Source organism: Delftia sp. 11MD, assembly GCF_050907895.1.
Taxonomy (GTDB): domain Bacteria; phylum Pseudomonadota; class Gammaproteobacteria; order Burkholderiales; family Burkholderiaceae_C; genus Comamonas; species Comamonas tsuruhatensis.
Map to the genome: position 1 here is coordinate 5841577 of NZ_CP194333.1, position 21105 is coordinate 5862681.

Below are 21105 nucleotides of genomic sequence, written 5' to 3' on the forward strand. Positions count from 1 at the left end.
AAGGCCGCCACACACGGGAATCAGGCTCGCGCCACGGGCAGGACCAGTCGCAGGCACACGGGCTGCTCGCCTCCTGCCGTCAACAAGGCCACGCTGCCGCCCAGCCGCTCGGCGATGCGCCGCACCAGGTACAGCCCCAGCCCGGCGCCGGGCCGGTGCTGGGCGTTGCGGCCACGGTAATACCTTTCGAACAGCTGGTCCTGGTCCGCCTGGGCAATGGGCTCTGCCGGATTCGAGACCTGGATCTCCAGACCCTCGCCCTGCCTGGTCACGTCCAGGCGGACCGATTCGCCCTCGGGCGTGTGGCGGTCTGCATTGGCCAGCAGATTGCGCAGCGCGATGCGCAGCAGGCCGGCATCGGTGATCAATTGCTGCGTGCCCCCGCCCAGTTGGCAGACGATGCGGCCGGGCGCAAAGTCCAGGCACAAGCCATCCACCAGCGCATGCAGGTCGCAGGGCTGCAGGCGTGGCTCGGCATGGGGCTGGGGATCGGCCATGCGGTCGTCGGCCAGGCAGTCGTCCACCAGGGCCAGCAGGCGCTGGGCGGCTTCGCGGATGTTGCGGCTGCGTGCCAGCGTCTTGTCGGGCGGTGCCGCCAGATTGCGCGCCAGTTGCTGCGCACTGGTCAGGATGATGGCCAGCGGCGTGCGCAGCTCGTGCGAGACCATGGCGACAAAGTCGCGCTGCTCCTGGCGCACCCTGCGCTCCAGCGCCAGCGCCTCGCTGAGTTCGCTTTCGCGCAACTGTCGCTGCCGCAGTTCCGCCTCCAGCCGGACCTGCTCGCGCTCTCGAATGCGGCGCCTGCGCTCGTATCCGCCGATGATCCAGCCACTGAGCAGCAGCATGTGCGCCATGGTGCCCAGCGCGGACGCATGCGTGGACACAAGCGCGGTCAGCGCGTTCATGGGCAGCCAGCCCAGGTTGCGCAGGAAAGAGATCAGCACGCCGGCATAGAAGATGCCGAACGCCAGCATGAAGAACCGTGCCGGGGCGTGGCCGCGCCGCCACAGCCAAAGGGCGAATGCGAGAAAGCCCACGGTCAGCGGCAGGGTCATGGCCTGCACCGGGACCATGCCCGCCGAGTAGTGCCCCGACACCACCAACAGCATGCAGCACAGGCTGAACAGCCACAGCAGCGGCACGATCTGGCGCACCAGCCGCGGATACAGCGATGCCAGCTCCAACTGCCTGCAGGCCAGTTGCATGGAGATCGCCAGGGCGCCGGCAATGCCGCATCCCAGCAGGCGGTCGCTCCAGAAACCCGGCAGGCCCGTCAACTGCTGCACCAGCCCCAGCGATACCACCTCATTGAGCACGCAGACGCTGAGATAGGCCAGAAACAGGCCGCTCACCGGAGCCCGCGTGCCCAGCCAGAACACCAGTTGCACGCCAATCAACAGCAGGTACAGCCCGAAGTACAGGCCGAACGAGAGGGCCTCGCGCCGCGTATGGTTGTCGAACGCCAGTCGCTGCCACAGATCGATACGGGTGACGAGCGCGTTGCGCGCACGCAGGCGCACCAGCAACTCGTATGACCCGGCGGCAGCAGGTTCGAACTGGAATGCGGGACTGCGGTAGTCCACCGGCCAGGCGTGACGCGGAATCTCTTCGCCGCTGCGCCCCAGCAGCTGCCAGGGGCCGCCAGGCCGGCGCACATGGACCTCCACCTCATCGAGCAGGGCATTGCCCAGCAACAGCATCCAGCTGCCGGGCTGCTGCACCTGCAGCGGCATGCGCAACCAGACCGCCGCCTGCGTGAAGCTGGCGTTCAGGTGCCCTGGCATCGCCTTCCACCCGGGCGCCAGGTCGGCCTGCCGCACATCGAGCAGGCCCGAAGCGTCATCGAGCCGCTGCCACTGCCCTGCGGTCTCCTGCATGGGCACATCGGGGTCCAGCACGAGGGTCCGGGCCTGGAGCAGCAGTGGGCACAGCAGCCAGGCCAGCACGATGAGGGTTGCACGGTAATATCGCATCTGAAGTCCACCACGGGGCCGCCAGCGTACACCAGCTGTCTGCGCTGTCACCCGCCTGCCCTCCTCCCAGTCCATGCTTGATGTGATCCTGCTCGAAGACGAGCCCGTGCTGCGCCATGAACTGGGCGAGTTCCTCGAATCCCTGGGCTATGCACCGCAGTGCGTGGCCAGCCTGCAGGAGTTCGACCGCCATTTCGATGCGCGGCGCCACCGGCTGGCCATCATCGACATCGGCCTGCCCGACGGCAACGGCCTGGCGCTGATCCAGCGCCTGCGCCAGCAGGGCCAGCAACTGGGCATCATCGTCTTCAGCGCGCTCAACAGCAGCGCCAACCGCATCGACGGCCTGGAGATCGGCGCCGACCACTACCTGGGCAAAGGCTGCGATCTCGACGAGCTGGAAGCCACCCTGGCCGCCCTGGTGCGGCGCCTGGGCCTGCAGCAGCGCCAGGCGCCGTGGCTGCTGCAGCTTGGCCCCAGCCGCCTGCAGCCCCCCGCCTCGCCCCCTGTGGCGCTGTCACACCAGGACCTGCTGGTGCTGCACTGCCTGATGGGCAAGGCAGGGGCCAGCGTCAGCCGCCGCCAGATCGTGCAGGCGCTGGGTGGAGACTATCTGGTCTACGACCAGCGCCGCCTGGACACCCAGATGCGCCGGCTGAGGCGCAAGGTGCAAGAGGCCAGCGGCCAGCAGCTGCCTGTCAAGACGCTGCGCAACAGCGGCTATTGCTTCTATCTGCCGGGTGAAGTGCAGGCCTGAGGAAGGGCCTGAAGGCGCCCGGTCCTTGCGGCCCGGCAACCATCAGACGACCGAGCGCACCCAGCGCACGATCTCGCCGGCAGGCAGCGCGCCGGAGACACGGGCGATCTCGCGTCCTTCCTTGAACACCACCATGGTCGGGATGCTGCGGATGTTCCAGGGCGCGGCAGCGTGGGGGTGCGCCTCGGTATCGAGCTTGGCCAGTTGCACGCCGGGCGCCAGCGCCTGAGCCGCCTGTTCGAAGGCAGGCGCCATCATGCGGCAGGGGCCGCACCAGGGGGCCCAGAAATCGACCACCACGGGCACCTGGCTGCGCCCCACATGCCTGGCGAAGCTCTGCGCATCCAGCGCCACGGGCTGGCCGGTGACCAGCGGTTGATGGCAGCTGCCGCAATCAGGCGCGCTGCCCAGCTGATCGACCGCAATGCGGTTGGTGGTGTGGCAATGGGGGCAGACGAAATGCAGCTTGTCGGACATGGGCGGCCTCTTGTTGGCGAGTCATGGGGGCAATTGCATGCATATACGGGCGCTGCGCCCATGCTTCAAGCCATGCTCAGACCAGCTTGGCGATCAGGGCGGCAATCACGCTGAGCAACACGGTGCTGGCAATGGGCAGAAAAATCACGCGGCCGAACAGGCGAAAGCGGAAGTCGCCCGGCAGGCGGCCCAGGCCTATGCGTTCCAGCCAGGCGTGCAGGCCATTGAACAGCAGCAGGGCCAGAAAGATGACGAGGAGCCAGCGGATCATGGCGCCGAGTGTACGGCGGCGCGGGACCGGGCCATACAGAGTACACCGCGTCATGCACACGACATATGGACTGCCTACATTGCCGCTGTCCTCCCCTCTTCATCGCCTCCAGGCAGACCACCACGAATTCGCCATGCAACGCAACCGCCGCCTTCTTCTTGCCGCAGCCCTGCCCGCCGCCTTGCTGATGACCGCCTGCGCCAGCGCACCTGCGCCGGCAGCCCGACCCGGCGCCATCGACAACAGCGCCCTGCAGCGCAGCGACTTCCGCGCGCACCAGGCCACCTATGGCCTGGTCTACCGCCTGCCTGCCGATGCCACGGCCATCCTGGACAGCCAGGTCGCACCCGTGGTGCACGAGCAGTTGCTGCGCCTGAAGCTGGTGGCCGAGGCCAACACCTTCAACCTGCCCCATGTCACCGTGGTGCATATCCACAGCGCCGATCCCTCCACGCCGCGCAAGATGCTGGCGGCCCTGCCGGCATTGCCGCCCGTGCTGCAGGACGTGCACCTGAAGAATTTCTACACCACCGAGGCCGCCAAGGGCGCCGGCAAGCCCTGGTGGCTGGACCTGGGCATCGTCAAGTCCGGCCCGGCCTACGAGGCCATGATGGACTTCAACACCCGCGCCACCGCCGCCATGGCGCCGCTGCGCGACGGCCCGCTGCCGCGCGTGACGGGACCCGTCTATGCCCGCATGAACGACTCTGCCAAGGCCATGGTGCAAAGCGTGGGTGTCAGCGGCATCAACCAGGTGCAGGCCGGCAAGGAGGTGCGCAGCCACAACCCGCACAACACCCTGGTCTACAGCGAAGCCACCTTCACGCCCGAGATCGAGCGCGCCATGGGCGAGACCGCCGCGCGCCTGAACCGCATCCTGCCCGGCGGCTTCACGACCACGTTCGAGAACCTGTCCATCGTGGAGCTGGGTTTCTCGGGCAACGTCACGCGCGAGATCTACCGCATCAACCTCAAGGACCAGACGGCCTACGAGGTGAGCAACGGCCGAAGCGTCCAGCGCTGAGGCCGGGGCAGAGCTCTGGCCGGCGGCTACAGGCGGTGCGTGCGGTCGCCGCGCACAAAGCCCATGGCGTCCCAGGGCTCCACGCCCTTGGCCAGGCCGATGACCTTGAACAGCTCGCCCATCTCGTGCTCCATCATCAGCTTGGTGGCCATGGCGCGCGGGCCCTGGGCCAGTGCGTCGAGCTTGGGGCCCAGGCCGCAGTTGATGAGGAAATGGGCCTGCGAGGTATAGCCCAGCACCTCGAAGCCCGCCTCCTGCGCGGCCACGGCCGTGCCCGTGAAGTTCACATGGGCCGTGATGTCCTTGAGGCCGACATCGGCCAGCGGATCATCGTCCACCTTGTGCAGCCGGTGGCACACCAGGGTGCCCATGTGGCGCTGCGGGTGGAAATACTCGGATTCGCCAAAGCCGTAGTCGATGAAAAATGCCGCGCCGCGCGCCATGCGCTCGCCCAGCGTGCGAATGAAGGCCTCGCCCTGCGGGTGGATTTCGGTCAGGTAGTCGTGCTCGCCCTCGATGTCCATCGGCGGGCGCAGTGGCGTGGGCCTGTCTTCCCAGCCCAGGCTGCCGTCCGGCTGCAGCACCACGCCGCGCTCATGCCAGACACCTGCCTTGCGCACCAGCAGCTGCACGGGCATGGCATCCAGCACCTCGTTGCCGATGACCACGCCTTCGAGCCTATCGGGCAGGGCATCGGCCCAGTGCACCAGGCTTTCGTACTTCACCAGCCTGAGCTGCTGTCGCGCACGCAGCGTGCCCGACAGGTCGACGATGGTGTAGCGGTCCGGCCGCACGCCCAGGGCCGCCAGCTCGTCCAGCACCTGCAGCGCCAGCGCGCCCGTGCCGGCGCCAAACTCCCAGACTTCGCGGGTGTGCGTGCGCTGCAGCGCCTCGGCCACCTGGGCGGCCAGCAGTTGGCCGAAGACCGGGGACATCTCGGGCGCGGTCACGAAATCGCTGCCCGACGATGGCATCAGCCCGAACTTGGCGGTGTCATTGGCGTAGTAGCCCAGGCCCGGCTCGTACAGCGCCAGGGCCATGAAACGGTCGAAAGCCAGCCATCCGCCCGAGGACGCAATCTCTTGCGCAATACGGGTTTGCAGGGCGGCCGTTAAAATTGAGGGTTCTGTCGTCACGATCCGTACATTGTCCTCGAATGTCCTCACCTGCCCGAACACGCACAGTTTTGGTGACCGGCGCGGCCCGCCGCCTGGGGCGCGACATCGCGCTCGCGCTTGCCAGCGCCGGTTGGCAGGTGGCCGTGCACTACCGCGACTCCCACGACGAGGCGCTGGAGACGGCCGCCACCTGCGCTGAACTGGCCGGCGACAGCGCCGCCCTGGATGCCGATTTCTTCAACGAGGACTCGGTGCGCTCCCTGGTGCCGCGTGCCGTTGCGCACTTCGGCCACCTGGACGCCGTGGTCAACAACGCCTCTCTGTTCGAGCATGACGACGCCGGCAGCTTCAGCTACGTGGCCCTGGAAGCCCACCTGCGCAGCAACACCGGCGCGCCCATCCTGCTGGCCCAGGCGCTGCATGCCCATATCGAGGACCGCGTGGCGGCCGGCGAGGAGCATGCCAGCGGCGCCGTGATCAACATGCTGGACCAGAAGCTCTGGAACCAGAACCCCGATTTCCTCAGCTACACGCTGTCCAAGGCAGCGCTTGAGGCCGCAGGCACCATGCTGGCGCTGGCCCTGGCGCCGCGCGTGCGCGTGGTCGGCGTGGCCCCGGGCCTGACGCTGACCAGCCACATGCTGAGCCAGGAGCGCTTCGAGGCCCTGCACCGCCTCAGCCCGCTGGGCCGCTCGTCCAGCGCGGCCGACGTGGCCGCCACCGTGTGCTTTGCGCTGGACAACCAGTCCATCACGGGCACTACGCTGCTGGTCGATGGCGGCCAGCACCTGCAGCGCTTCGAGCGCGACTTTTCCATGATGTAGGCGCCTGCCCGCGCCCATCCCCACACTCCACGGCTTTTCCCCATGAACTCCGCCACCGGACAACAGATCCTGACGCTCACGGGTTTGCGTTTCGACGCCAACCTGGGCATCCTCGCCCACGAAAAACAGATGCCCCAGCCCATCCAGGTCGATGCCGAGCTGAGCCTGGGCACGCAGCCGCTGGCTCCGCGCGACGACGACATCCTGCATGTGCTGGACTACCGCAAGGTGCGCCAGATCATCATCGATGAATGCACGGCCGAGCATGTGAACCTGCTGGAGAGCCTGATCGGCAAGCTGGCCCAGCGCCTGATGCAGCTGCCCGGCGTGATGGGCGTGCGCGTGAAGATCGCCAAGCTCGAAATTTTTGACGACTGCGAAGTGGCCATTCGCGTCGAGACAGGACAATGGTGAACCCCATGAACGCAGTGACCGACAACCCCTGGCTGGCCGAAGAAGCCGCCGCCGACGCCCCCGCAGACACCGCAGGCGGCAACCGCATCAAGATCGAGCGCGAGCAGATCAAGCTCGAAAAGCGCCTGTGCCGCGAGGTGGGCCGCGCCATCACCGACTTCAACATGATCGAGGAAGGCGACAAGATCATGGTCTGCATGTCGGGCGGCAAGGACAGCTACACGATGCTGGACGTGCTGCGCAAGCTGCAAAAGCGCGCGCCCGTCAAATTCGAGCTGGTGGCGGTGAACCTCGACCAGAAGCAGCCCGGCTTTCCCGATCATGTGCTGCCCGAGTACTTCAAGAGCATCGGCGTGGACTACCACATCGAAACGCAGGACACCTACAGCGTGGTCAAGCGCGTCGTGCCCGAGGGCAAGACCACCTGCGGCCTGTGCTCGCGCCTGCGCCGCGCCATCCTGTACAAGGTGGCCGACGAGCTGGGCTGCACCAAGGTGGCCCTGGGCCACCACCGCGACGACATCGTGCAGACGCTGATGCTCAACATGTTCTACGGCGGCCGCATGAAGGGCATGCCCCCGAAGCTGGTCTCGGACGACGGCAAGCATGTGGTGATCCGCCCGCTGTGCTACGTGCCCGAGAAGGACACCGTGCGCTGGGCCCAGTACCAGAACTTCCCCATCATCCCCTGCAACCTCTGCGGCAGCCAGGACGGCCTGCAGCGCGTGGCCGTGGGCGAGCTGCTGCGCGAATGGGACAAGAAATTCCCGGGCCGCGTGGAAAGCATGTTCCGCGCCATGGGCCACATCGTGACCACGCACATGATGGATCCCGAGCTGCACGACTTCAAGAACGCCAAGGCCACCGGCATTGCCGACCCCAACGGCGACATGGCCTTCGACCATGAAGAGATGCCAGTGTCCGCATCGCTGCCCGGTCTGCAGGTGGTACAACTGTCGTCCTGACGGCTGAACCTATAACAATCGCCCCACTCCAACCAAGGCCCGTGCAAACGGGCCTTTTTTCGACCAAGGAGTACACCATGAAGCTGCGCTGCATCCATGTCCTGGCCATCGTGGCCACGGCCTTGCTTACGGGCTGCGCCAGCGTGCGCGAAGTCCAGAGCACCGTCCAGAGCTATTCCACGCTGGGCGCCCTGCCCGCGCCGCCCACCTACCGCCTGGAAGTGCTGCCCTCGCAACGCGAGGCGCAGACGCACTTCGCGGCCATCGAGTCCCAGGCCCAGCAGGCCCTGGGCCGCGTGGGCCTGCAGCGCGACGACTCCCGGGCCAGCCTGATCGTGCAGATCGGCGCCGACGCCCGCTATGCGCGCGACTACGCCGCCTGGCCCTACTACGACCGCTGGGGCGGCCCGCGCTGGGGCTGGGGCCTGGGCTACGGGCGCGGCTGGGGCATGGGCTTTGGCGGCAGCTTCATGTTCGACGGCCCGCCGCTGGAGTACTACCGCGCCGTCAGCATCGTGATGCGCAACGCCACCACGCAGCAGATCGTCTACGAGACCTCGGCCCAGCGCCAGGACGTCTGGACCGACGACCCGGCCATCTTCGGCATCCTGTTCGACGCCGCCCTGACCGGCTTCCCCAACCCGCCCAAGGGCTCGCGCGTGGTGCGCACCACCATCGGTCCGGTGCAGCAGGGTGGCGCGCCGGCGCAGCCGCCGGCCCAGGCGGCGCCTGCAGCGCAGGCAGCACCGGCCACGCCAGCACCCGCCCGGTGAGCCATCGTGTCTCAGAAGCAAAGGCCTGCATCCGCAGGCCTTTTTTGGGTCCATCGCTGTCATTCGTTCCTGGGAACATGAGAACGCTGTAGGTCATGTGGACAGCGCCTTGCAGCGTTGGTAACTCATAAGTTACCATCCAATCCATGCGAATCCAGCTCCAGGAGTACATCCGCGAAGACGGCAGCAGCGCGTACCAGACATGGTTCAACGGGCTGGATGGCCAGGCGGCCGCCAAGGTGGCCGTCGCCATGGCCCGCATGGAGTTGGGCAACACCTCCAATATCGAATGGTTCCGGGGTATTGGCGAATACAAGATCGACTGGGGCCCGGGCTACCGCATCTATCTCGCCAAGGACGGGGAAAGATTGATCATCCTGTTCGGGGGCAGCACGAAAAAGGGCCAGCAGAAGGCCATCGACGAAGCCGTGGCCCTGCACAGCGAATACAAGGCTCGCAAGAGGCAACGCCCCTCGGACAATGCCAAAAAAGGAACGAAGGCATGACGCTCACCCGCGATTTCAAACAAACGGTCATTCAGCGCATTGAGCGCGACCCTGCTTTCGCACAGGCGCTGCTTGATGAGGCGGCCACTCTTTTTCTGAGCGGTGAGCCAGAAACGGCACGCCTCGTCCTGCGCGATCTCGTCAACGCAACGGTGGGATTCGAGACGCTGGCCGACCTCACGCACAAGCCGAGCAAGAGCCTGCACCGCATGCTCTCGCCGAAAGGCAACCCCAGCATGGACAATCTTGCCGCCATCTTTGCCGCCATCAAGAACTGGCTTCAGGTCCGGTTCGACGTGCGGGTCGTTGCCGCGACCTGAACGCCAGGCCATGGCAGTGCACTTGCCTCAGTGCACATGCTCCATATCCGGCACGGCAGCCATCAGCGCACGCGTGTATGCATGCTGCGGTGCATCGAGCACGGCGCCGGCCTCGCCGGTCTCGACCAGGCGGCCGCGCTGCATGACGCCGATGTCGTCGCACATGTGGCGGATCACGGCCAGGTTGTGGCTGATGAGCAGATAGGTCAGGCCGAACTCCTCCTGCAGGTCGCGCATGAGGTTGAGCACCTGGGCCTGGACCGAGACGTCCAGCGCCGAGGTGGGCTCGTCGCAGATGATGAATTCGGGCCGGCTGGCCAGGGCACGCGCGATGGCGATGCGCTGGCGCTGCCCGCCCGAGAACTGGTGCGGGTACTTGCGCGCATCGTCGGGCTTCATGCGCACGCGGCGCAGCGCCTCCTGCACGCGCTCGGCCGTCTCGTCCTTGCCGGCCGTCAGGGCCAGCACCTGCAGGGGCTCGGCAATCAGTTCCTGCACGGTCCAGCGCGGGTTCAGGCTGGCATACGGGTCCTGGAAGATCATCTGGAAGCGCCGGCGCATGGCCACGGTCTGGGCGGCCGGGCTCCACTTGTCCACGCCGTCGAACAGCACGGTGCCGCTGGTCGGGGGCGTCAGCCCGGCCACCATGCGCGCCACCGTGGATTTTCCCGAGCCGGACTCACCGACCAGGCCGAAGGTGGAGCCCCTGCGGATCGAAAAGCCGACGCCGTCCACGGCCTTGAGGATTTTTTTGTCCTCGCGCGCCAGCAGCCGGGCCAGCCAGCCGCTGGACAGGTCGAACTCCTTGCACAGATCCCTGACCTCCAGCAGGGCAGCCGCAGGCTCCGGCGCACCGGCCCCGGGCTGCCAGGGCACGGCGGGCGCGGCCGGGCCGCCGCCCACCTCGGGCACGGGCAGGCGCTGCACGCGGTGGTGCACGCTGGGAATGGCGCCCATCAGCACCTGGGTGTAGGGCTGCTGCGGCGCGTCCAGCACCTGGCGCACGGGTCCGGTTTCCAGCACGCGGCCCTGGTACATGACCATGACGCGGTCGGCCGTCTCGGCGATCACGCCCATATCGTGCGTGATCAGCATGGCGGCCGCGCCGCGCTCCTTGCACACGCGGCGCAGCAGGGCAATGATCTGCGCCTGCACGGACACGTCCAGCGCCGTGGTGGGCTCGTCGGCAATGATGAGTTCGGGCTCGGCGCACAGCGCCAGGGCGATGGCCACGCGCTGGCGCATGCCGCCCGAGAACTGGTGCGGATACTGGGCCATGCGCTCGCGCGCCTGCGGGATCTCCACCTCTTCGAGCAGGGCCAGCGCGCGTGCCTCGGCCTCCTTCTCGGAGACGGGCAGGTGCGTGCGGATGGTCTCCACCAGATGCCGGCCCACGGTATAGACCGGGTTCAGGCTGGTCAGCGGGTCCTGGAAGATGGAGCCTATGCGCCGGCCGCGTATGCGCCGCAGGTCCTCGCCGCGCAGCGTGTCGATGCGCTCGCCGCGCAACTGCACCGTGCCGGCCGAGATGCGGCCCGGCGGCTCGATCAGGCCGATCACGGCGGCGCCCGTCATGGACTTGCCCGCGCCAGACTCGCCGACCACGCCCAGGATCTCGCCGGGCGCGATGTCGAAGCTCACATCGTCCAGCACCTGCACGGGGCCCTTGTAGGTGTCGAAGGTGACGGACAGGCCGCGAACGCTCAGCACCGCAGGCTGTGCGGGGGGCTGCCCGGATTCTTGTGTCGTGCTCATTGCAGCTTGGGGTTCAGTGCGTCGCGCAGCCAGTCGCCGACGAGGTTGACGGACAGCGCCAGCGCCAGCAGCACCAGCGAGGGGAACAGCAATATCCACCACTCGCCCGAGAACAGGAAGCCCTGGCCGATGCGGATCAGCGTGCCCAGCGAAGGCTGGGTGGGCGGCAGGCCTACGCCCAGGTAGGACAGCGTGGACTCGGCCACGATGGCATGCGCGAAGCTGATGGTGGCGATCACCAGGATGGGCGCCAGCAGGTTGGGCAGGATGTGGCGCACCAGGATGGCCACGCGGCTGCGGCCTATGAGCTGGGCCGCCAGCACGTAGTCCTTGTGCTTTTCCACCATCACCGCGCCGCGCACGGTGCGCGCGTACTGCACCCAGTCGGACAGGCCGATGGCCACGATGATCACGAAGACCGCCATGTCGTCGCGGTAGCCCTCGGGCAGCAGGCCGCGTGCGATGCCGAAGACCAGCAGCGCCACCAGGATCACGGGAAAGGTCAGCTGCACATCGGCGATGCGCATCATCAGCGTGTCGAACCAGCCGCCCGCATAGCCGCAGACCAGGCCCAGCGGCACGCCGATCAGCAGGGACAGCCCCACGGCCGACACGCCCACCAGCACCGACATGCGCAGCCCGTAGAGGATGGCGCTCCACACATCGCGGCCCTGGTCGTCCGAGCCCAGCGCGTACAGCGTGCCGCTGGTGCCCGCCTGGCCCGGCGGCGTGAAGGCATCCATCAGGTCCAGATTGGCCGGATCGAAGGGGTTCTGCCAGGCCAGCCAGGGCGACAGCAGCGTGGCCGCCACGATCAGCGCCAGCACCAGCGCCGCCGCCTGCACCAGGCGCGAGCGTGCAAACGCGCGCTTGACCGGCGAGTCGCTGGCGCGCCAGCCCGTGGGAGGGATTGCTTGTTTGGCGGAATCGGTCATCGGTTTCTCAAGCGGGGGTCCACGATCACGTACAGGAAATCGACGAGCAGGTTGATGCCCACGTACAGCAGCGCGATGAACATCAGGTAGGCGGCGATCAGCGGCACGTCCACGCCCTGGATGGAGGAGATGAACAGCAGGCCCACGCCGGGCCACTGGAACACGGTCTCGGTGACGATGGCAAAGGCGATCAGCGAGCCGATCTGCAGGCCCGCGATGGTGATCACGGGAATCAGGGTATTGCGCAGCGCATGGCCGAAGTACAGATCGCGCTCACGCAGCCCGCGCGCACGGCCGAAGCGCATGTAGTCGGCGCGCAGCACCTCCAGCATCTCGGCGCGCACCAGGCGCATGATCAGGGTCATGTTGTAGAAGCCCAGCGTGATGGCCGGCAGGATCAGCGCCGACCAGCCCGAAGCCGTCAGCAACCCGGTCTCCCAGCCGCCCAGCTTCACCGTCTCGCCGCGCCCGAAGGACGGCAGCCAGCGCAGCTCCACGGCAAACAGGTAGATCAGGGCGATGCCGATCAGGAAGGTGGGCAGGGACACGCCCACCAGCGACACCGTCATGATCGAGCGGCTCAGCCATCCCTCGCGCCGTATGGCCGTGTACACGCCCAGCGCCACGCCGATGACCAGGGCGAACAGCGCCGCCGTCATCGCCAGCTCCAGCGTGGCGGGCAGGCGCTCGGCAATGATCTCGGTCACGGGGCGCTTGAGCCGGTAGGAGATGCCCAGGTCGCCCTGCAGCACCTTGCCCACGTATGCCAGGTACTGCAGCGGCACGGGCTTGTTGAAGCCCAGGCTTTCCGTCAGCGCCTCGCGCTCGGCAACCGTCGCGTCCTCGCCCAGCAGGCTGATCGTGGGATCGCCGATATGGCGGAACACCATGAACGAGACAAAGGAGACGGCCAGCAGGACCAGGGCGGACTGGCCCAGCCGGCGCAGCAGATGGACCAGCATCGGCGCTTACTTCTTCTCGAACTTGACGAACTTGAAGTGCAGCGCGTTGTCCGGGTGCACGGGCACATTGAGCCGGGGCACGGACGCGAAGTGGATCACCTGGTCATGCAGCGCAATGTAGAAGCGCTCCTTTTGCACGGTCTCCCAGATGCTCTTGATGGTGGCATCGCGCTTTGCCTTGTCGCTCTCCGAGGACAGGGACAGGATCTTGGCATCCACATCGGCATTGCTGTAGTGCGTGGCATTTTGCGCACCCCGGCTGTCCTTGCCGCGCGTATGCACCAGGAAGTCGAAGATGTAGGCCGAGTCGTAGGTGGGCACGCCCCAGCCGTACAGGTAGAAGTCGCTGTCCGCCTTGGTCAGCGAGACGCTGTGCATGGCGATCGGCCGGGCCGAGACTTCGGTCTTGATGCCGATGCGACCCAGGAAACCGGCCACCGCCGTGGCGATGGCCTCGTCGTTCACATAGCGGTCGTTGGGCGTGTTCAGCGTGATGGTGAAGCCGTTGGGGTAGCCCGCCTCGGCCAGCAGTTGCTTGGCCTTGGCGGCATCCGCCTTGGGATAGGCCGCGAAGGCCTTTTCGTAGCCATTGACGAACGACGGCGCGATCACGCCGGTGGGAATCGACAGGCCGCGCATCACCGAGCGCTTGATCGCATCGCGGTCGATGGCCAGCTCGATGGCCTGGCGCACCTTGGGATCGGCCAGCGGATTCTTGCCCTTGACGTTGCTGCTCTTGAGCTCGGCCGCACCCACGTTCAGGCCCAGGAAGATGGAGCGGTTCTCGGGGCCTTCATTGATGCGCAGGCGCTTGTCCTGCTTCAGGCGCGCCACGTCCTGCGCGGGAATGTCCTGGGCGAAGTCCACCTCGCCCGACAGCAGGGCCGCCACGCGCGTGGCCGGGGACTTGATGGGCAGGTAGATCAGCTCGGTCACCTGCAGCGGGAACTGGCCCTTGCCCCAGTAGTCGGGGTTGAGCTTCATCACCGTCTTCGAATCGACCTCGCGGCTGGCCAGCACATAGGCGCCCGTGCCGTTGGCCGCGCGCGTGGCGCCGTTCTCGGTCTTGCTGGCCGTGTCCTGCGTGGTCTCGGCGCCGTTGGCCTTGGACCACTTCTCGCTCATGATGAAGAGATTGGTCAGGTTGTCGGGGAAGATCAGGTTCGGGCCCTTGGTCTTCACCTGCACCGTGAGATCGTCCACGGCCTTGGCCTCCTCCATCGAGGACAGCAGGGACTTGACCTGGGCGTTCTCGCCCTTGGCGCGGTTCAGCGAGAAGACCACGTCGCGCGCCGTGAACGGCGTGCCGTCATGGAACTTGACGTTGGGGCGCAGCTTGAACTCCCAGACCGACGGGTCGGAGGTCATCTTCCACGAGGTGGCCAGCGTGGGCACCAGCTTGCCGTCGGCCGAGCGGATGACCAGGGTTTCGTAGATCTGGTGCAGCAGCACGAAATTGGTGCCCACGTTGAAGGCATGCGGGTCCAGCGAAGTCGGATCGGAGCCGCGCGCCCAGCGCACGGTCTCGGCCTGGGCCAGCGCGGCCGAGGTCAACAGGCCTGCGGCCAGCAAAGAACTGCCCAGAATCTTCATGATCATTTGTCTGCTCCCCTGTGGATTGATTGGAAAGGCGGCGGCCATGCGACGCAGCAGCCCGGGCGCCGCAAGAAGCGGGCCATATAGGTGCGCCCCACTTTAAATAACTTTTTCAGCTTGTTGAATTGATTTTTATACTTAAAAGCCATTTTCAAATAACAAGACTGCCGCCGCGGCCCGCCAATGGTGTGCGGCCATCATGGACAGGCCAACGGCTTTGACAGCTAGTGAAAACGCGAAAGACCGACACAGCCCGCTCTGGCAAAGGTTTGCAATCGGGCACAGGTCTGCGCCGCACGGCGTGCTAATTTCAGACCCTGTATCGAGCCTGCGGGTTTCCGCGGAAAGGAAGCATCCATGAAGACATCCATTGCCAGCGCACTGCTGTGCGCCATGCTGGGCCTGGGCGCCCTGCCTGCCCAGGCGTCGGGCCTGGGCGACTCGCTGCGCCAGGCCTCGGGCCTTGGCGGTGACAAGGCCGCCGCCAGCAGCGAAGGCGCCGGCTCCGGCCTCGGCGGCATGCTGGGTGCGGGCGCAGGCGGTGCGGGCGCGCTGTCCGCCCTGGGCCTGAGCCCCTCGGCCACGGCCGGCAATGCGGCAGGCGTCATCTCCTACTGCATGAAGAACAACTACCTCAATGCCGACAAGGCGGCCCAGGTCAAGGACCAGTTGCTGGGCAAGCTGGGCATGCAAAAGCAGGAAGAGCCCAAGGACACGGGATTCCAGAACGGCCTGGGCGGCCTGGTCACCGGCTCCAACGGCAAGAGCTTCAGCATCGACAAGCTCAAGGGCGACCTCAAGGAAAAGGCCTGCGACTTCGTGCTGGACAACGCTAAATCGCTGATCTGACCCCCTGAGCGGCTGCGCCGCTTCCCCCTTCTCGCTTCGCGGAGGGGGACGACACCTTCGGCTGGGCGCCCCCGCCGCGAGGCGGCTCTTGCTCGGCGTCCCTGAGTTGGGCCGCGCCAGTTTCAACGGTGGCGCGCGATGCAGGCTTGCCTGGCTTGCGGGACAATGCCTGCTCTTTTTGCAGCACCCCACGCCAGCCCCTCATGCAAGCCACGCGCATCATTGCCATCCGCCACGGAGAAACCGCCTGGAATGTGGACGCCCGCATCCAGGGCCATCTGGACATTCCTCTGAACGACCTGGGCCTGTGGCAGGCCGCCCAGGCCGGCAAGGCCCTGGCGGGCGAGCCGGTGGCCGCCATCTACAGCAGCGACCTTCTGCGTGCCTATGCCACGGCCGAGGCCGTGGCCGCGACCACGGGCGCATCGCTGACGGCCGACAAGGGCTTGCGCGAGCGCTGCTTCGGCAGCTTCGAGGGCCAGACCTTCAACGATATCGAGGCGTCCCACCCGGAGGACGCGCTGCGCTGGCGCAAGCGCGATCCCGAGTTCGTGCCCGCTGGCGGCGGCGAGTCGCTGCTGATGCTGCGCGACCGCATCTCGGCCACGGTGAACCGGCTGGCCAGTGGCCATCCCGGCGAGCAGATCGTGATCGTGGCGCATGGCGGCGTGATGGATGTGCTCTACCGCCTGGCCACGCACCAGGAAGTGCAGGCGCCGCGCACCTGGGCGCTGGGCAACGCGGCCATCAACCGCCTGCTGTGGACGCCCCAGGGCCTGGGCCTGGTTGGCTGGGGCGATGTGCAGCACCTGGAAGGCGGTGCGCGCGACGAGGTTTTCAGCTAAGCACCCGCACGGGGAAGGGCGCCGCAGCGCACCTCCCCGCCACTTGTCGCTTACCAGTTGTCGTCGTCCTTCTTGCCGACCGGGGCATCGGCCTCCTTGGCGGGCGATGCCGCGCGGCGTGCTGCGGGCGGTTGTGCAGCACGTGCCGGTGCGGCCTGGGGCTCACCGGCCCCGTCGCCTGATGCCGCCTGTGCGGCCAGCACGGGCGCGGCGGATGCCTTCAGCACCTCACGCACCTGCAGCCCGCCCGGTGGCAGGTCTTCCATGCCGCCGCGCATGTTCTCCAGGTGGCCGTAGGAGAGGTTGGGGGTCACGCGATCAATCACCAGTTCGCAGCACGGTGACTCCAGGCGCCCCAGGCTTTGTCCGGTCTGCGGGTCCTTCATCTCCTTGCCCATGGCCACCACCTGGTAGCGTGCGCCCTCCTTCACAGCCTGGCCGCCCTGGCTCAGCACCACGCTTTCGCCATCGCGGGCGACCACGGTCAGCGGAAAGGTGCGCTGCAGGATGGAGCTGACCACGCCGGCAACCAGCGCATCGCTCATGTCGGTCATGACCTTGTTGCCATCCACGCCCGCGCCCAGCGTGGTCGGCGCCGTGGAAGGGACGGAGCCGCGCAGCGAATCCGAGGCCGTGACCTGGCGCGTGGCCACGTTCACCAGCTTCTGCGACAGGGCCCAGCCGCCCGAGTAGCTCACCAGTTGGCGGTCGCTGGTCTTGAGCTGGCGTGCATGGCGGTTGTAGGCAAAGCTGCTGACGCGGGCGCTCCACACCAGATCGGCGCTGGCAGCCTGGGACAGCTTGGCCAGCTCGGCACTGGGCGCCTGGCCCGTGGCGATGATGGCCAGTTCCTGCTCGATCTCGGGGCTGAATTCGCGGTCCAGCACGGCAAAGCGGCCCGTCTGCACCAGGGCGTCGCTGATGCGCTGGCGCAATGTGGCGGACAACTCGGCGGCTGCAACGCTGCGGTCGCCCATAGGCAGCGAGGCCTGCTCGAAGCGCATCGGCCCGACCACGACCTTGATCTTCTGCATCTCGGCCGAAGGCTTGAACTTGGAAATGTTGGCCTTGATGGTGTACTTGTAGCGCTTGGCCCAAGGCTTGGGTTCTTCCAGATCCACCACCTGGACCGACTGGATGACGCCACCGGACTTCTGCTTGACCACCTCGGCGAAGGCGCTGGCGCGCAGCGAGGCGGCGTCCTGCCCCAGCGCCACGTCGAGACCGTACTTGGCCGTGACGGAGGCAGACTGGATCACCGCGCCATTGACCTGCAGCAGCGCCATCTGCAGCGCCTGCGCCATGGCTTCACCAGGGGACTGGCCCAGGCCGGTAACCTGGACCTCGACGGTCTCCAGCCTGCCCACGTCGGGCACGGGCGGGGCGACGCTTTGGGGTTGTTCAGGCGCGTCGGTCCTGGGCTGCTCGGACGGCTTGTCGCCACAGCCGGACATGGCGGCGCAGGCAGCCACGACGGCCGCAATGATGCGGATACGCATAGAAAGTGCTCCTTGCCTGTACCGGATCACAGCTTGAGCGTGCCCAGCGCGGCCGTGGCGTCAGCCGCATTGGCCGGCACCTCGATGTCGTTGGCCCGCGCGAAGGCAATGGCCGTCTGCACGGTGCTGAACAGGTCGGAGGCCGAGCCGGGGAACTTGGACACCACCCAGGCTGCGGAGGTGAGCTTGGTCAGTTGCATGGGGTTGGCGCTTTGCAGGCTCTTGCCCATGGCCGATACATCCTTGCCCATGCCGGCGTACTTCACGCTGCCGTTGACCAGGTGCACCAGCCCCTCGGCGAAGGAGGCCTTGGAGGCGGCATCGAGCACGGGCTTCTTCGCCATGGATTCGGCAATCGCGCCGCTGGTGTCGGAGACCACCTTGTTGCCATCTCCCAGCGCGCCGATGGTGGCGCCATCACCCAGGCTGTCCGCCGTGCTGGCGGCGCTGGCGGCCTGCTCCTTCAGGCCCAGGGCCGTGGCCATCTTGGCATTGGCGCTGAGCACCTCCTTGCTGGCGCCCACATAGCTGCGCACCAGTGCGTCGCCCTGGCCGGCCACGTCGGCAGAGCCGCTGCCGCCCATGAGCTTGCCGACACCCGGGATGGAGGGCATGGAGAACTGGGCCTGTGTCAGGGCGGGGCTGGCCATGGCGGCGGCAACGGCGACGGTGGTGAAGAGCTTTTTCATGGAGATGGACTCGGGTTGCAGCAGTCCGTGAACGCGGACGGCGAAGATAAAAACGTGGAAAGCGTGGAAAACGAACGAAAGGAAAAAGGTCCGGCTGCATGGCAGCCGGACCTTGGAAGCCGCAGCGCTCAGCGCAGGCCCAGATTGGTGACCTGGCTGGTGAGATCGCGGGCCGCGTTGTTGGCGGCCAGCTTCAGCGCGTTGTTGCGCGCCTCATCCTCGGACGGGCCGGTGCCCGCATACAGCACCGGGCCGACGGCGGCAATCGTGTCGGGAATGGTCTGGGCGATGTCCAGGATCTTGGCGTTGACCGTCACGCTCACGCGCATCAGGCCGGTCTGGGGATCGGGCTCGCCCATGCCCACATCCAGCGTACCCAGGGCGATGTAGGGAATCTGCGCCGTGCGCATGCCGGCCACCACGGCCGCCAGGGTCGAGGGCTGCAGGTCCATGCCGCTCTTGTAGTCGTTCTCCACGGCCGCGACCTTGAAGTGGCCGCCCGTGTAGGGCTCCACCATGGCAGCCTCTGACACCTTGAAGCCGGCCTTGGCGAAGTTGGAGGAAAAGACCTGGGCCAGGTTGGCGCTGGGGATCACGCGCCAGGTGGACTCGGCCGAGCGGCGCGTCGTGCTGCCGCCGGTTTCGGAAGTGCGGCTGCTCTTGACCGAGGCCGTGCCCGAGGTCGCCGTGGAGGCATTCGTGCTGATGCGTCCGCCACGGATGGATTCACCCTCGCTGCCCTTTTCGGAAGCGCTGACCTGGGCCTTGACGTCCTCGGTCTCGTCCACGCGCTTGTAGACACGGTCATCGAAGGACTTGATCGTGGCCACCTGGCGCGAGACGAACATGAAGGCCAGCGGCGACCGGCCTGCGGGACCGCCCCTGGCCACGGCAGAGTTGGCCTTGACGGCATTGCGCAGATTGGCCACGTTCAGCGCCACGCGCACGGAGACCGTGTACTGCTTTCTGTCGGCGTTGTCCTCTTCGCTGAGCACGGTGTGCTCAAGGATGTAGCGATCGGGGTTGGCCAGGATCTTGTCGCGCACGGCGTCGAAATTCTCGGCCTCCGACTGGCCCGCTTCGGCGTAGTAGAACTCCACGGCCTTGAGCTGGGCCGCCATCAGCGCACGCTCCTTGTCCTGCGGGCTGACCTTTGAATCCTGGTAGCTGACCGATGCCTTGCCGCGTGCCTGCTGCACCTGCGCGCCCGCACCGGCCGCGAACAGCGCCATGGAAAGGCACAGGAGGATTTTCTGGATTACTTGCATAGATTCATCAGGTCTTTTGTTTTGACAATTTGCGCTTCGATGTCGCTCTCGGCCGCAGCCGACTTGAGCCAGTCATTGCCCCGTCCAGCCGCCACCGTCTCGGCCAGCTTCACGAAAAGGCCGTTGAGCGAGTCATAGAACGCCGGAAAATCATCGACATGGGTTTGCGTGGAAGGCACTACCTTCACTTCCGCGTTCTTCAGCGAGGCGCCGAGAAACACCGGCCCATTGGGTTCCTGGATGCGCATATCGGCAAAGGTGCCGTAGACATAGCTGGTGCCGGCGCTGGACTCCTTGAACTTGAGCTTCTTGAATCCCTTGAAATCGACGCTGATGGCGTAGTCGGCACTGGGCAGCTGCAGCGTGTAGACCTCTCCGTCAAGCACCTGCATGCGCATCACATTGCCCACGGCATAGCCCATGGCAAAAGGAATGATGGGCACACCAATGCGGCTGGAAATGGCCTCGCCCACGATATCGGCGGCCCAGGTCTTGTGCACCTGCGGGTCCTGCAGATAGCCGGGCAGCATCTCGGCCATGGCGGCGGGAATCTGGATATCGGTGACCTGCAGGAAACGCGGCGTCTGCGAGGGCACGGTGGCCATGGCCAGCACCTGGGCAAAACGGCCGAAGATGCCGGGCTTGCCTCCCGCGCCTTCGTATACCTTGGTCACGCGCTCCATGATTTCCTCTTGCGACGGCTCGTGGCGCAGGTTGTCGATGAAGGCAAAGCTGAGCGGATACGAACGCACCGCCGTCATGGACTTGAAGTCAAAAAACAGGGCCTGTCCACGAATCAGGATGAACAGCTTGCGCACGCCGCCAAAGCTTTCCACGGAGACCGTCTCGGAATTGAGCACCAGAGAAACCACCAGGGCCTGGTCGCGCCCCTTGAGCTCATCGATGGGATTGGTGGATATCTGCAGATGCTGTGCAGGCGCCTGCTGCACGAATGCCAGTGCCCGCGCATAGGCACTGTGTCCGGCGGCCTTCAGGCGGCTCTCATACTGCTTTGAATAAGGGAATCGCTGCTGCTGCGAACTGGCATCGCCCGAATAGGCGACTCCCGCAAAAGTGACATTGGGCCGGTCCTCGGCCATTGCAGCGCCCGACGCTGCAAGCGCAAAAAGCCAGAGCCATGCCATGGCCCGGCGCATGATTTTCTCCACCCCCACACCGCCCCCTTAAAAATGTAAGCAGAGGGTAACAGATTTCACACACCAATACGTGGCACTCGGCGCACAAAGGCGACTGCAGACAATGCCGCCGATTTCGCCGGCCCAGT

At 66.5% G+C, this 21105-nt stretch carries 22 protein-coding genes; 10 read left to right on the forward strand and 12 right to left on the reverse strand.

Annotated elements, in window-relative coordinates; genetic code table 11:
- Nucleotides 1-20: 20 nt before the first annotated feature.
- Nucleotides 21-1973 (reverse strand): sensor histidine kinase, encoded by a 1953-nt coding sequence (locus tag ACRSCF_RS26750; protein WP_047326229.1) that lies wholly within the window; start codon nucleotides 1971-1973, stop codon nucleotides 21-23.
- Between the two features lie 73 nt (nucleotides 1974-2046).
- On the opposite strand from ACRSCF_RS26750, the gene ACRSCF_RS26755 reads away from it, so the two are divergent.
- Complete coding sequence (locus tag ACRSCF_RS26755; protein WP_016446511.1) at nucleotides 2047-2730, forward strand: response regulator transcription factor; 684 nt, start codon at nucleotides 2047-2049, stop codon at nucleotides 2728-2730.
- Between the two features lie 42 nt (nucleotides 2731-2772).
- Here the strand turns inward: ACRSCF_RS26755 and trxC are convergent, their stop codons facing one another.
- The gene (trxC, locus tag ACRSCF_RS26760) at nucleotides 2773-3207 is read right to left on the reverse strand and encodes a thioredoxin TrxC (protein WP_016451857.1); all 435 of its coding nucleotides are present in this window, start codon (nucleotides 3205-3207) and stop codon (nucleotides 2773-2775) included.
- 76 nt (nucleotides 3208-3283) lie between these two features.
- A complete protein-coding gene (locus tag ACRSCF_RS26765; protein ID WP_012203183.1) occupies nucleotides 3284-3478 on the reverse strand; it encodes a DUF2905 domain-containing protein in 195 nt (64 codons plus the stop codon).
- A 133-nt stretch (nucleotides 3479-3611) separates the two neighbouring features.
- Here ACRSCF_RS26765 and ACRSCF_RS26770 point away from each other — a divergent pair, with 133 nt between their 5' ends.
- Nucleotides 3612-4502 (forward strand): hypothetical protein, encoded by an 891-nt coding sequence (locus ACRSCF_RS26770; RefSeq protein ID WP_017406438.1) that lies wholly within the window; start codon nucleotides 3612-3614, stop codon nucleotides 4500-4502.
- A gap of 26 nt (nucleotides 4503-4528) precedes the next feature.
- Here the strand turns inward: ACRSCF_RS26770 and ACRSCF_RS26775 are convergent, their stop codons facing one another.
- Nucleotides 4529-5542, reverse strand: a complete 1014-nt coding sequence (locus ACRSCF_RS26775; protein ID WP_016446514.1) for a class I SAM-dependent methyltransferase — start codon at nucleotides 5540-5542, stop codon at nucleotides 4529-4531.
- A gap of 116 nt (nucleotides 5543-5658) precedes the next feature.
- Between ACRSCF_RS26775 and ACRSCF_RS26780 the strand changes: the two genes are divergently transcribed.
- The 6 genes from ACRSCF_RS26780 (at nucleotide 5659) to ACRSCF_RS26805 (ending at nucleotide 9422) form a co-directional block, all read left to right on the forward strand.
- The gene (locus ACRSCF_RS26780; protein WP_016446515.1) at nucleotides 5659-6444 is read left to right on the forward strand and encodes an SDR family oxidoreductase; all 786 of its coding nucleotides are present in this window, start codon (nucleotides 5659-5661) and stop codon (nucleotides 6442-6444) included.
- A gap of 42 nt (nucleotides 6445-6486) precedes the next feature.
- Nucleotides 6487-6858: a dihydroneopterin aldolase gene (locus ACRSCF_RS26785; RefSeq protein ID WP_016446516.1), complete on the forward strand. Its 372-nt coding sequence runs from the start codon at nucleotides 6487-6489 to the stop codon at nucleotides 6856-6858.
- Nucleotides 6852-7823, forward strand: a complete 972-nt coding sequence (gene ttcA, locus ACRSCF_RS26790; RefSeq protein ID WP_016446517.1) for a tRNA 2-thiocytidine(32) synthetase TtcA — start codon at nucleotides 6852-6854, stop codon at nucleotides 7821-7823. Before ACRSCF_RS26785 ends, ttcA begins: the two co-directional genes overlap by 7 nt.
- Nucleotides 7824-7900: 77 nt before the next feature.
- Nucleotides 7901-8596, forward strand: coding sequence for a DUF4136 domain-containing protein (locus ACRSCF_RS26795; protein ID WP_016446518.1), 696 nt, complete (start codon nucleotides 7901-7903; stop codon nucleotides 8594-8596).
- Nucleotides 8597-8742: 146 nt separating this feature from the next.
- On the forward strand, nucleotides 8743-9102 hold the full coding sequence (locus ACRSCF_RS26800) for a type II toxin-antitoxin system RelE/ParE family toxin (RefSeq protein WP_034367349.1): 360 nt from the start codon (nucleotides 8743-8745) through the stop codon (nucleotides 9100-9102).
- The gene (locus ACRSCF_RS26805; protein WP_012203174.1) at nucleotides 9099-9422 is read left to right on the forward strand and encodes a DNA-binding protein; all 324 of its coding nucleotides are present in this window, start codon (nucleotides 9099-9101) and stop codon (nucleotides 9420-9422) included. The genes ACRSCF_RS26800 and ACRSCF_RS26805 overlap by 4 nt, the downstream gene beginning before the upstream one ends.
- A gap of 27 nt (nucleotides 9423-9449) precedes the next feature.
- On the opposite strand, the gene ACRSCF_RS26810 is transcribed toward ACRSCF_RS26805, so the two are convergent.
- The 4 genes from ACRSCF_RS26810 to ACRSCF_RS26825 are packed head-to-tail and all read right to left on the reverse strand — an operon-like array spanning nucleotide 9450 to nucleotide 14673.
- A complete protein-coding gene (locus tag ACRSCF_RS26810) occupies nucleotides 9450-11177 on the reverse strand; it encodes a dipeptide ABC transporter ATP-binding protein (protein WP_016451863.1) in 1728 nt (575 codons plus the stop codon).
- Nucleotides 11174-12112, reverse strand: coding sequence for an ABC transporter permease (locus ACRSCF_RS26815; RefSeq protein ID WP_012203172.1), 939 nt, complete (start codon nucleotides 12110-12112; stop codon nucleotides 11174-11176). The genes ACRSCF_RS26810 and ACRSCF_RS26815 overlap by 4 nt, the downstream gene beginning before the upstream one ends.
- Entirely contained in the window at nucleotides 12109-13074 is a 966-nt protein-coding gene (locus ACRSCF_RS26820) for an ABC transporter permease (RefSeq protein WP_016446522.1), read from the reverse strand. The genes ACRSCF_RS26815 and ACRSCF_RS26820 overlap by 4 nt, the downstream gene beginning before the upstream one ends.
- Before the next feature lie 6 nt (nucleotides 13075-13080).
- Nucleotides 13081-14673 (reverse strand): ABC transporter substrate-binding protein, encoded by a 1593-nt coding sequence (locus ACRSCF_RS26825; RefSeq protein ID WP_244387552.1) that lies wholly within the window; start codon nucleotides 14671-14673, stop codon nucleotides 13081-13083.
- A gap of 354 nt (nucleotides 14674-15027) precedes the next feature.
- On the opposite strand from ACRSCF_RS26825, the gene ACRSCF_RS26830 reads away from it, so the two are divergent.
- Entirely contained in the window at nucleotides 15028-15519 is a 492-nt protein-coding gene (locus tag ACRSCF_RS26830) for a DUF2501 domain-containing protein (protein WP_016446524.1), read from the forward strand.
- A gap of 203 nt (nucleotides 15520-15722) precedes the next feature.
- Entirely contained in the window at nucleotides 15723-16364 is a 642-nt protein-coding gene (locus ACRSCF_RS26835; RefSeq protein ID WP_034367346.1) for a histidine phosphatase family protein, read from the forward strand.
- A 50-nt stretch (nucleotides 16365-16414) separates the two neighbouring features.
- On the opposite strand, the gene ACRSCF_RS26840 is transcribed toward ACRSCF_RS26835, so the two are convergent.
- The 4 genes from ACRSCF_RS26840 to ACRSCF_RS26855 all read right to left on the reverse strand — a co-directional run bounded on the left by ACRSCF_RS26840 (nucleotide 16415) and on the right by ACRSCF_RS26855 (nucleotide 20965).
- Complete coding sequence (locus ACRSCF_RS26840; protein WP_244387554.1) at nucleotides 16415-17863, reverse strand: CsgG/HfaB family protein; 1449 nt, start codon at nucleotides 17861-17863, stop codon at nucleotides 16415-16417.
- Between the two features lie 26 nt (nucleotides 17864-17889).
- Nucleotides 17890-18552: a hypothetical protein gene (locus ACRSCF_RS26845; RefSeq protein WP_034367343.1), complete on the reverse strand. Its 663-nt coding sequence runs from the start codon at nucleotides 18550-18552 to the stop codon at nucleotides 17890-17892.
- A 128-nt stretch (nucleotides 18553-18680) separates the two neighbouring features.
- Nucleotides 18681-19820 (reverse strand): hypothetical protein, encoded by a 1140-nt coding sequence (locus tag ACRSCF_RS26850; RefSeq protein ID WP_034367341.1) that lies wholly within the window; start codon nucleotides 19818-19820, stop codon nucleotides 18681-18683.
- On the reverse strand, nucleotides 19811-20965 hold the full coding sequence (locus ACRSCF_RS26855; RefSeq protein ID WP_324622795.1) for a hypothetical protein: 1155 nt from the start codon (nucleotides 20963-20965) through the stop codon (nucleotides 19811-19813). The genes ACRSCF_RS26850 and ACRSCF_RS26855 overlap by 10 nt, the downstream gene beginning before the upstream one ends.
- Nucleotides 20966-21105: the final 140 nt, after the last annotated feature.

Excerpts from the sequence above, each read along its gene's own strand:
- ACRSCF_RS26750 (WP_047326229.1), bottom strand. The coding sequence starts at position 1,973 with ATGCGATATTACCGTGCAACCCTCATCGTGCTGGCCTGGCTGCTGTGC.
- ACRSCF_RS26755 (WP_016446511.1), top strand. The coding sequence starts at position 2,047 with ATGCTTGATGTGATCCTGCTCGAAGACGAGCCCGTGCTGCGCCATGAA.
- trxC (WP_016451857.1), bottom strand. The coding sequence starts at position 3,207 with ATGTCCGACAAGCTGCATTTCGTCTGCCCCCATTGCCACACCACCAAC.
- ACRSCF_RS26765 (WP_012203183.1), bottom strand. The coding sequence starts at position 3,478 with ATGATCCGCTGGCTCCTCGTCATCTTTCTGGCCCTGCTGCTGTTCAAT.
- ACRSCF_RS26770 (WP_017406438.1), top strand. The coding sequence starts at position 3,612 with ATGCAACGCAACCGCCGCCTTCTTCTTGCCGCAGCCCTGCCCGCCGCC.
- ACRSCF_RS26775 (WP_016446514.1), bottom strand. The coding sequence starts at position 5,542 with ATGGCCCTGGCGCTGTACGAGCCGGGCCTGGGCTACTACGCCAATGAC.
- ACRSCF_RS26780 (WP_016446515.1), top strand. The coding sequence starts at position 5,659 with ATGTCCTCACCTGCCCGAACACGCACAGTTTTGGTGACCGGCGCGGCC.
- ACRSCF_RS26785 (WP_016446516.1), top strand. The coding sequence starts at position 6,487 with ATGAACTCCGCCACCGGACAACAGATCCTGACGCTCACGGGTTTGCGT.
- ttcA (WP_016446517.1), top strand. The coding sequence starts at position 6,852 with ATGGTGAACCCCATGAACGCAGTGACCGACAACCCCTGGCTGGCCGAA.
- ACRSCF_RS26795 (WP_016446518.1), top strand. The coding sequence starts at position 7,901 with ATGAAGCTGCGCTGCATCCATGTCCTGGCCATCGTGGCCACGGCCTTG.
- ACRSCF_RS26800 (WP_034367349.1), top strand. The coding sequence starts at position 8,743 with ATGCGAATCCAGCTCCAGGAGTACATCCGCGAAGACGGCAGCAGCGCG.
- ACRSCF_RS26805 (WP_012203174.1), top strand. The coding sequence starts at position 9,099 with ATGACGCTCACCCGCGATTTCAAACAAACGGTCATTCAGCGCATTGAG.
- ACRSCF_RS26810 (WP_016451863.1), bottom strand. The coding sequence starts at position 11,177 with ATGAGCACGACACAAGAATCCGGGCAGCCCCCCGCACAGCCTGCGGTG.
- ACRSCF_RS26815 (WP_012203172.1), bottom strand. The coding sequence starts at position 12,112 with ATGACCGATTCCGCCAAACAAGCAATCCCTCCCACGGGCTGGCGCGCC.
- ACRSCF_RS26820 (WP_016446522.1), bottom strand. The coding sequence starts at position 13,074 with ATGCTGGTCCATCTGCTGCGCCGGCTGGGCCAGTCCGCCCTGGTCCTG.
- ACRSCF_RS26825 (WP_244387552.1), bottom strand. The coding sequence starts at position 14,673 with ATGATCATGAAGATTCTGGGCAGTTCTTTGCTGGCCGCAGGCCTGTTG.
- ACRSCF_RS26830 (WP_016446524.1), top strand. The coding sequence starts at position 15,028 with ATGAAGACATCCATTGCCAGCGCACTGCTGTGCGCCATGCTGGGCCTG.
- ACRSCF_RS26835 (WP_034367346.1), top strand. The coding sequence starts at position 15,723 with ATGCAAGCCACGCGCATCATTGCCATCCGCCACGGAGAAACCGCCTGG.
- ACRSCF_RS26840 (WP_244387554.1), bottom strand. The coding sequence starts at position 17,863 with ATGCGTATCCGCATCATTGCGGCCGTCGTGGCTGCCTGCGCCGCCATG.
- ACRSCF_RS26845 (WP_034367343.1), bottom strand. The coding sequence starts at position 18,552 with ATGAAAAAGCTCTTCACCACCGTCGCCGTTGCCGCCGCCATGGCCAGC.
- ACRSCF_RS26850 (WP_034367341.1), bottom strand. The coding sequence starts at position 19,820 with ATGCAAGTAATCCAGAAAATCCTCCTGTGCCTTTCCATGGCGCTGTTC.
- ACRSCF_RS26855 (WP_324622795.1), bottom strand. The coding sequence starts at position 20,965 with ATGGCATGGCTCTGGCTTTTTGCGCTTGCAGCGTCGGGCGCTGCAATG.